This is a genomic window from Streptomyces fuscigenes, from assembly GCF_021556455.1.
Classification (GTDB): domain Bacteria; phylum Actinomycetota; class Actinomycetes; order Streptomycetales; family Streptomycetaceae; genus Streptomyces; species Streptomyces fuscigenes.
The window spans coordinates 1-8,915 of sequence record NZ_JAKGCV010000225.1; the positions used below are offsets into that span (position 1 = coordinate 1).

At 74.2% G+C, this 8,915-nt stretch carries 7 protein-coding genes and 1 pseudogene; all 8 read right to left on the reverse strand.

Annotation, left to right across the window (positions count from 1 at the left end):
• A pseudogene (locus L1885_RS17955) lies at positions 1 to 447 on the reverse strand (hypothetical protein); the annotation flags it as partial.
• Positions 444 to 2,177, reverse strand: a complete 1,734-nt coding sequence (locus L1885_RS17960) for a complex I subunit 4 family protein (protein WP_235798153.1) — start codon at positions 2,175 to 2,177, stop codon at positions 444 to 446. The gene L1885_RS17960 and the pseudogene L1885_RS17955, both read right to left, overlap by 4 nt.
• Before the next feature lie 27 nt (positions 2,178 to 2,204).
• Positions 2,205 to 4,277: an NADH-quinone oxidoreductase subunit 5 family protein gene (locus tag L1885_RS17965; protein ID WP_235798148.1), complete on the reverse strand. Its 2,073-nt coding sequence runs from the start codon at positions 4,275 to 4,277 to the stop codon at positions 2,205 to 2,207.
• Positions 4,274 to 4,681: an NADH-quinone oxidoreductase subunit NuoK gene (gene nuoK, locus L1885_RS17970; protein WP_235798149.1), complete on the reverse strand. Its 408-nt coding sequence runs from the start codon at positions 4,679 to 4,681 to the stop codon at positions 4,274 to 4,276. The genes L1885_RS17965 and nuoK overlap by 4 nt, the downstream gene beginning before the upstream one ends.
• Positions 4,681 to 5,292 carry an NADH-quinone oxidoreductase subunit J family protein gene (locus L1885_RS17975; RefSeq protein WP_235798154.1) on the reverse strand — a complete coding sequence of 204 codons (612 nt, stop codon included), beginning with the start codon at positions 5,290 to 5,292 and terminating at the stop codon, positions 4,681 to 4,683. The genes nuoK and L1885_RS17975 overlap by 1 nt, the downstream gene beginning before the upstream one ends.
• Before the next feature lie 287 nt (positions 5,293 to 5,579).
• Positions 5,580 to 6,122, reverse strand: coding sequence for a NuoI/complex I 23 kDa subunit family protein (locus L1885_RS17980; protein ID WP_235798150.1), 543 nt, complete (start codon positions 6,120 to 6,122; stop codon positions 5,580 to 5,582).
• A complete protein-coding gene (locus L1885_RS17985; RefSeq protein WP_235798151.1) occupies positions 6,122 to 7,090 on the reverse strand; it encodes a complex I subunit 1/NuoH family protein in 969 nt (322 codons plus the stop codon). The genes L1885_RS17980 and L1885_RS17985 overlap by 1 nt, the downstream gene beginning before the upstream one ends.
• Positions 7,087 to 8,793 (reverse strand): NADH-quinone oxidoreductase subunit C, encoded by a 1,707-nt coding sequence (locus tag L1885_RS17990; protein WP_235798152.1) that lies wholly within the window; start codon positions 8,791 to 8,793, stop codon positions 7,087 to 7,089. The genes L1885_RS17985 and L1885_RS17990 overlap by 4 nt, the downstream gene beginning before the upstream one ends.
• Positions 8,794 to 8,915 lie beyond the last annotated feature (122 nt).

Here is an 8,915-nt window from a genome sequence, read left to right on the forward strand (position 1 = left end):
CGCGGTACTAACGGCGCGGTGGCCGCCGCCCCGCGCACCGTCGCCCGGCGCGTCGCTTCCGGCCGCCGGGGCGGAGGTGGCGGCTCGCCGGGACGGCCGGCGGCCCGGCATGGACAGGAGTGCCGTCAGAAGGGCGCCGCCGAGCACCAGCAACTGGATGACCAGCGTGAAGTGGTCGGCCACGTAGCTGCACGGACCGGTTCCGCGGCCGGTGCCCCCGCCTGCGCCTGCCGTCAGGCAGAAGGTGGTGCGGTCGCCGGCCCGCAGGGGCAGCAGCGAGAGAAGGGCGAGCGCGAGGCCCGCGACGGAGAGGGCGCCCAGCAGCGGTTTGCGGCGCTCCTCCAGAAAGAGGTCGGCGACCAGCACGATCAGGGCGACGGCGGCGGTGATCGCGGGTGGTGCGACGGCGAGCCAGTCGACGGACTGGACCAGTCCCGCGGCGGTCATGACGCGCCTCCGGCGAGGAGTCGGTGGACGGCGGGGTCGCTCAGGCCCAGCAGCACGGCGGGCCACAGCCCGGCCAGGACCGTCAGCGCCACGAGCGGACTCCAGGAGGCCAGCTCGTAGCCGTGCACGTCGGGCAGGCGCGGCAGCGCGGCGCCGGGCGCGGGGGCGACGGAGGCGACCCCGGAGGAGTCCTGACCTGCGGAGACCGGGCGGGCCCCGGTCGGGTCCGGGGAAGCCGCGGCCCCGGTCGGGTCCGGGAAAGCCGCGCCGAGGGAGGCCGGGCCGAGGGGAGCCGGCTCTACGGACGCGCCCGTGGCGCCGTGCCGCACGCCCATGCAGACCCGCCGCACGACGCCGAGCAGGTACGCGGCGGTCAGCAGCGTCCCGAACGCGGCGACGGACATGAAGGTGAGGAAGGCCGGACGGCTGAGGCCTGCCGCGGGGTGGAAGGCGCCGAACATTGTCAGCATCTCGCCCCAGAACCCGGCGAGACCCGGCAGCCCGAGCGAGGCGACGGCGGCGAACGCGAGCAGCCCGCCGAGGCGCGGGGCGCGGCCGTAGAGCGCGGCGCCGGTGGCGCCCGCGAGGCTGTCGAGGTCCGCGGTGCCGTAGCGGTCCTTGACTCCTCCGACCACGAAGAACAGCAGGCCCGTGATCAGGCCGTGGGCGATGTTGGCGAAGAGCGCGCCGTTGATGCCGGTGGGGGTCATGGTCGCGATGCCGAGGAGTACGAAGCCCATGTGGCCGACCGAGGAGTACGCGATGAGGCGTTTCAGGTCGCCGCCCGCGCCCCGCCGGACGAGGGAGAGGCAGGCGAGTGATCCGTAGACGATTCCGGTGACGGCGAACGCCGCCAGGTAGGGCGCGAAGGTGTGCATCCCGTGCGGCACGGACGGCACGACGATGCGGACGAGGCCGTACGTTCCCATCTTGAGCAGCACGCCCGCGAGGAGCACCGAGCCGGTGGTGGGGGCGGCCGTGTGCGCGTCGGGGAGCCAGCTGTGCAGCGGCCACATCGGGGTCTTTACCGCGAGGCCGGCACCGATCGCCAAAGCAGCGATGACCTGCGTGGATGTGCTGAGGCCACGGCCGTTGTCAGTGGCGAGTGCCACTATGTCGAACGTGCCTGCGCGAAGTCCGATCAGCAGCAGGCCGAGCAGCATGACGACCGAGCCGAGCACGGTGTAGAGGACGAATTTCCAGGCGGCGGCCTGCCGGCCTCCGGTGACGCCCTGGTCGCCGCCCCAGCGCGCGATCAGGAAGTACATCGGGATGAGGACCATCTCGAAGGCCAGGAAGAAGAGGATCAGGTCGAGGACGGCGAAGGTCGCCAGCGTGCCGGACTCGAGGAGGAGCACGAGGGCCACGAAGCCCTTCGCTCCGGCGCCCTTCGGGGGCTTGAAGTAGCTGTGGAGGGCGCACAGGAAGGTCAGCAGGGCGGTCAGCACCAGAAGGGGGAGGGAGATGCCGTCGATGCCGAGGTGGATGCGGACGTTCATCGCCGCGATCCAGCTGACGTCGGTCGTGGCCTGCATGCTCGACGCGTGGTCCCGGTCGAAGCCGAGGGCCAGGACGATGGTGGCGGCGAGGACCGCGCCGGTGACGATCACGCCGTGGCGCAGCACGGCCCGTTCCGGGCCGGGCCCGCGCAGTCCGGGCGGTGCGGGCAGGAGGGCAGCGCCCGCGCCGACGAGCGGGCCGGCCACGATGAGGACGAGCAGGATCTGCATCACGGACTCGCTGATATCGAACACGGCTCACGCTCCCGCTGCGACGAGTACGGCGGCGATCGCCAGCACGACCGAACCCGCGAGCAGCGCACCGAGGTAGGTCTGGACGTTGCCGGTCTGGGCGCGGCGCACGGCGGCGCCGAGCAGGCGGGGCCCGGCGGCCGCTCCCTTGACGTAGGTGTCGACGACTTCCCGGTCCAGGAAGCGGACCAGGCGCGCGCCCGCGGCGACGGTCCTGACGAACAGCAGGTCGTACAGCGCGTCCAGGTGGAAGCCCGACGCGGCGTGCCGGTGCAGGGGGCCGAGCAGCAGCCGGCCGGGGTCGGCGGGGTCGGGCGCGTCGGCGATGTCGCCGTAGGCCAGGGGGTGCGCCTCGATGGCCTCGGCCTCGGACAGGGCGGGTTCGGCGTCCGGGTGGGCGGCGACCGCGCCGAGCGGTGTCCGGCCGAGCAGCGGGGCGGTGCGGCGCCACGCGCCGTACATGGCGCCCGCGCCGACCAGGGCGACGCCCGTGGCGAGGACGGAGGTGTTGAGGGCCGGGGTCAGCCGCTGGCCGTCGAACCAGTCGCCGAGGTACCAGGCGAGGGCGCCGGCGGCGACGGTGGGCACGGCCAGCGCCCACAGGACGGCGTTCATGATCAGTGGCTGGGGGCCGTGGTCGGGGGCCGGCGCGCCGCGTCCCCGGAAGGCGAGGAGCCACAGGCGGGCGGCGTAGGCACCGGTGAGGAGGGCGGTGGCGAGCCCGGCGAGCAGGACGGTCCAGCCGATCGCGGCCGAGGCGGTCGGCCCGACCAGGCCGGTGGCCGAGGGGCCGACGGCCGCGTGCACCGGGCCGGCGACGGACGCGGGGACGGAGCCGCCCAGGGCCGCGTTCTCGGCGGCGCCGAGCACGGCCTCTTTGGAGAAGAAGCCGGAGAAGGGAGGGATCGCGGCGAGGGCGAGCAGCCCCGGCGTCATCGTCCAGAACGCGCCGGGGATGCGGCGGGCGAGACCGCCCATGCGGGACATCGCGGCGAGTGAGTTCGTGCCGGCCGCGTGGATGACGACACCCGCGCCGAGGAAGAGGAGCGCTTTGAAGGCGCCGTGCGAGAGGAGGTGGAAGACGGCCGCGTCCCGGTCGCCGAGGGCGAGCGCGCCGGACATGTAGCCGAGCTGTCCGATCGTCGAATAGGCGAGGACGCGTTTGATGTCGTCCTGCGCGAGGGCGGCGAGGGCGGAGCCGACCATCGTGACGGCGGCGATCACGGCGAGCACGACGAGCGCGGCGGTGGAGGAGGCGAAGACGGGCAGCAGCCGGGCGACGAAGTAGACGCCCGCGGCGACCATGGTCGCCGCGTGGATGAGCGCCGAGACGGGGGTCGGGCCTGCCATCGCGTCGGGCAGCCAGGTGTGCAGGGGGAACTGGGCGGACTTGCCCGCGACCCCCGCGAGCAGCAGCAGTGCGACCACGGTGGGGTGGTGCAGGCCGCCGTCGGCGACGGTGCCGAGGATCCGGGGGATGCCGAAGCTGTGCGCGTCGTCCGCCAGGGCGAACAGGCCGATGAGGAAGGGGACGTCGCCGAGCTTGGTGACGAGGAACGCCTTGATGGAGGCGGCCCGGGCCTCGGGCGTCTCCCAGTAGTGGCCGACGAGGAAGTACGAGCAGATGCCCATCACTTCCCATCCGACGAGCAGGACGATCAGGTCACCGGAGTAGACGACGAGCAGCATCGCCGAGGTGAAGAGGGAGACGAGCGCCGCGTAGGAGGCGTAGCGCGGGTCGTGGCGCAGGTAGCCGGTCGAGTACAGCTGCACGCCCGTCGCGACGACGGTGACCAGGACGGCGACGAGCACGGCGAAGCCGTCGAGGTGGAGGGAGAGGTCCACGGGCACGGAGCCGGTGGGGGTCAGACGGGTCGAGGCGTCGAGCGGAGGCGTGCCGTCGCCCGCGCCGCCGCCCAGCCGGACGGCGACGAGTACGGCGAGCACGCCCGAGAGGAGCGTCGGCAGCACGGCGAACAGGCGCCCGAGGCCCGGCGCGGCACGGCCGGTGAACAGGCCGAGGATGGCGCCGGCGAAGGGAAGGAGCGGGACGAGGACGGCCAGGGTGGTGGTGCTCACGCGGGGGCCTCGGCATTCGTCGCCGCGGGTCCGGCGGGGTCGTCGGGGTGGCCCGGTCCGGCACCGGAGGCGTCGGCCTCGGCGGCGCGGTCCATCGCGGCCTCGGACGTGTCGCGGATCCGGTCGATGTCGGCGCTGCCGCGGGCCCGGTAGACCATCAGCACGATGGCGAGGCCGATGCCGATCTCGGCGGCGGCGATGGCGATGACGAACAGGGTGAGGGCCTGGCCCGCGTGGAGGGCGTCGCGCAGCCAGGCGTCGAAGGCGACGAGGTTGAGGTTGACGGCGTTGAGCATGAGCTCGACGGACATCAGCACCAGGATCGCGTTGCGGCGGGCGAGGACCCCGTAGACGCCGGTGCAGAACAGGAGGACGGCGAGGACGGCCGGATAGACGAGATGCATCAGCGTTCCCGTTCCCCGGCGCGAGGGACCGGAGCCCGGCGGGTGGCGGACCCCTGGAGGCGGCCCGCGGCTGTGCGGGGCGCGGGGGGCCGGGGCCCGCGGCGGCCCCTGGCGGTGCGGGCCACGTCGCCGCCCTTCCGCGACAGGACGATCGCGCCGACGAGCGCCGCGAGAAGCAGGACGGACAGCGCCTCGAAGGGCAGTACCCAGTGCCGGAAGAGCGCCTGGCCGGTGACCTCCGTGGCGCCCTGCGCCGGTGCGCTGAGGTCGATCCAGGTCGCGCGGAAGGCGTCCACGACGACCCATACGAGGGTGGCGGCCGCGGCGGCGGCGACCACCAGCGGGGCGATGCGGCCCGGCGAGTCCGCGTCGGGCGAGCGTCCGATGGGGGCTCTCGTGAGCATGAGTCCGAACAGGAGGAGGACGACGACGGAACCGAGATAGATCAGGACCTGCACCCAGGCGATGAACTCGGCGGTGAGCAGGAGGTATTCGACGGCGAGGCCGCCGAGCGCGACGACCAGCCACAGCGCGGCGTGCACGAGCTGCCGGGTCGTGACGGTCACCAGGGCCGCCCCGAGGGTGACGATGCCCACGAGGAGGAACACCACTTCGACGCCGGACGGTGAGAGGAAGCCGTGGCTCGCGACGGCGGCGAGCTCGGCACCACGGCCCCCACCGTGCGGCGCCCCGACTCCCGTCGGGGACCCTGCGCCGGTCCCGGCGCCGAGGTGGGCGGGCACGCGGGCGAGGGCGCGGGCGGCCGGTTGCGTCAGCGCGTCCGCCGGGGCGGCGAGCAGGTGCGTACGGGGCGGGGCCGCGGGCGGGAGGGCGAGGGCGGACGAACCGCCGGAACCGGCACGGCCGGCGGGGACGGACGCGAGGGCGGCGACGAGGTTCACGCGTCGTCCCCCGGCCGATGCTGCGCGAGGCGGTCGGCGGCCTTGCGGGCGGCGGCGGCCTCCTTGGGCTCCTCGCTGCCCGGGTCGAGCGCGGGGGGCTCCGGCACGGTCCACATCCATTCGCGGAGCTTGTCGCGCTCGTGGGTGAGTTCGCGGATGTCCGTCTCCGCGTACTCGAACTCCGGCGACCAGAACAGCGCGTCGAAGGGGCACACCTCGATGCAGATGCCGCAGTACATGCAGAGGGCGAAGTCGATGGCGAAGCGGTCGAGGACGTTGCGGCTGCGTTCGCGCCCGCCCGGCGCGGCGGGCGGCACGGTCTCTTTGTGGGAGTCGATGTAGATGCACCAGTCGGGGCACTCGCGCGCGCACAGCATGCACACGGTGCAGTTCTCCTCGAACAGCCCGATGACGCCCCGGCTGCGGGGCGGGAGTTCGGGCAGCGCCTCGGGGTACTGCTCGGTGACCGTCTTCCTGGTCATCGTGCGGAGGGTGACGGCGAGACCCTTGGCGAGCCCGCTGCCGGGGATCGGGGACATCAGCTGATCACGACCTTGACGACGCCGGTGAGGGCGATCTGGGCGAGGGCGAGTGGTACGAGGACGGTCCAGGCGAGCTTCTGCAACTGGTCCTCACGCAGCCGCGGATAGCTGACGCGCAGCCAGATCACGACGAACGCGAGCACCGCGGCCTTCAGCAGGGTCCACACCCAGCCGAGCCCGTCGGCGCCGAACGGCCCGTGCCAGCCGCCCAGGAACAGGACTGCGGTCAGCCCGGACAGCACGACGATGCCCGCGTACTCGGCGAGCAGGAACAGGGCGAAGCGCAGCCCCGTGTACTCGGTGTACGCGCCGAAGATGATCTCCGAATCGGCGACGGGCATGTCGAACGGGGGCCGTTGCAGCTCGGCCAGCCCGGAGACGAAGAACACGACGCCGCCGACGAGCTGCCAGGGCACCCACCACCAGTGGAAGGCGTGCAGCACGCCCGGCAGGGAGACCGTTCCGGCCGCCATCGCCACAGAGGCGGCGGCGAGCAGCATCGGCAGCTCGTAGGCGAGCAGTTGCGCGGCGGTGCGCACCCCGCCGAGCAGGGAGTACTTGTTCGCGGAGGCCCAGCCCGCCATGAGCGAGCCGAGCACGCCGACGCCCATGACCGCGAGCACGTAGAAGAGGCCGGCGTCGATGCTCTGCCCCACCGCGCTGCCAGCCGGTCCGACGGGGATCACCAGCAGCACGAGGAGGTACGGGAGCAGGGCGACGGCGGGCGCGAGCTGGAAGATCCGCCGGTCGGCCTCCGCCGGGACGATGTCCTCCTTCTGCGCGAACTTCACGCCGTCCGCGACGAGCTGGGCCCAGCCGTGGAAGCCGCCCGCGTGCATGGGTCCGAGGCGGCCCTGCATGTGCGCCATGACCTTGTGTTCGGCCTGGCCGACGAGGAGCGGCAGCACGAGGAAGGCGACGAAGACGGCGATCAGGCGCAGGGCGACGTCGAGCACGTCATTCACCGGCCGGCACCGCCGTCCGGGTTGGTGTCCGGGTTCGGGGAGTCCGGGTTCGGGTCCTGGTTCGGGCTCGGGTTCGGGTTCGGGTCCGCATCCGAGTCCTGGTTCGGGTTCGGGCTCGGGTTCGGGTCCGCATCCGAGTCCTGGTTCGGGTTCGGGTTCGTTTCAGCGTCCGGGTTCGGGGCGTGGTCCGCGTTCGTCCCCCCGCCCGGGCCCGCCTCACGGTCGGCGTTCGTGGTCCCGCCCTGGTTCGGGTCGCGGTCCGCCTTCGCATCCCGCTCGCCGTCCCGGTTCGGGTTCAGGTCACGGTGTGCGTTCGTGTCCCGGTCCGCGTTGCTGTCCCGGTCCGTGTTCCTGTCCCGGTCCGTGTTCCTGTCCCGGTCCGTGTTCCTGTCCCGATCCGCGTTCCCGTCCTGTTCCGTGTTCCTGTCCCGATCCGCGTTCCTGGCCTTGCTCGCGTCACCGCTCGGTTCCGGGTCGTCGCTGGTCTGCGCGTCACCGGTGTCGGGGGCCTCCGGGGCGCGGTGCCATGGCGCGTCGCTCCGGGCCGGCCGCCTGGGGCGTCCGCCGGGGCCGGGCGCGTCGGAATCGTCCGCGCCTTCGGAGTTCCCGCCCCCGGGCCGCCCCGCCTGGGAGTCCGCGCCCTCGGACCGCGCACTCCCCGGCCGCGCGCCCGGCGCCTGCTCGTCCGGGGCCTGCTCGTCCTCGCGCCCGGCCTGCTCGTCCTCACGCCCGGCCTGCTCGTCCGTGGCCTGCTCGTCCTCGCGCCCGGCCTGCTCGCGTTGCGATGCCGAGCCTGCGGAAGCGCTGCGCGTACGGCGCGGGCCGCGCCGGGCCGGCGACGGACCGGTCCGGGTGTCCCGGCCCTGGGCGTCCCGGCCCTGGGCGTCTTGGCCCTCGGGGGACCCCGCGGGTGCGGGGCCGGTCGGCTCGGCGGTTCCGTGCGCGGACGTCTGCGAGGCGGAACCCTCCGACGCGCTGCGCGTACAGCGCGGCCTGCGCGGGGTTTCGCCGGCCGGCGACGCGGCGTCCGTGGTCCGGGAGTCGGAGGGACCGGCGGCCGCGCCCCCGGCGGCCGCGCCGCCGCGGCCTGCGGGACGGGAGGAGCGCGCCGGACGGGCGGGCTCCCGGGGGGTCTCGCCCTTGTGGGGGCCCCACTCGTTCGGGTCGGGCACGCCCGGCGGAAGCATCTGGCGGCGGCGCGGTGCCCCCGACTCGCCCGGGTCCTTCGCGCCGGGCCACGCCTTCGCGACCCGTGCGGCCAGCACGAAGTCCTTGCGCAGCGGGTGGCCCTCAAAGCTGTCCGGCAGCAGCAGCGGCGCCAGATGGGGGTGGTCGCGGAAGGCGATGCCGAACATCTCGTGCGTCTCGCGCTCGTGCCAGGCGGCGCCGGCGTAGATGTCGACGGCCGTCGGCAGCTCGGCGGCCTCGTGCGGCAGCGCCGTGCGCACGAGCAGCGCCCGCACCCTGCGGTCGGCGACCGTGAAGAGCCGGGCGGAGACGTGGAAGCCCGCCTCGGCCTCGTCGACGGCGCTCAGCCAGTCGAAGTAGGCGAGCCCGAGGACGTCCCGGGCCGTCGTCAGCGCGTCGAGCCAGCGCTCGGCGGGCACGTCGACCGTGAGCAGGCCGTACGAGAGGTCTGCCGTCACGCCCTCGCCGAAGATCTCGGCCGCCGAGTCCGGCAGCCCGTCGAACGCGTCGGTCACGGCGCGTCCCCCGTGCCCGGTCGGCCGCCGTCGTCGGGGCCGTCGCCGTTGTCCGGGCCGTCGCCGCTGTCGGGGCCGTCGCCCGCCCTGCCGTGCCCGCCGCCGGCCTCCGGACCGCGGCC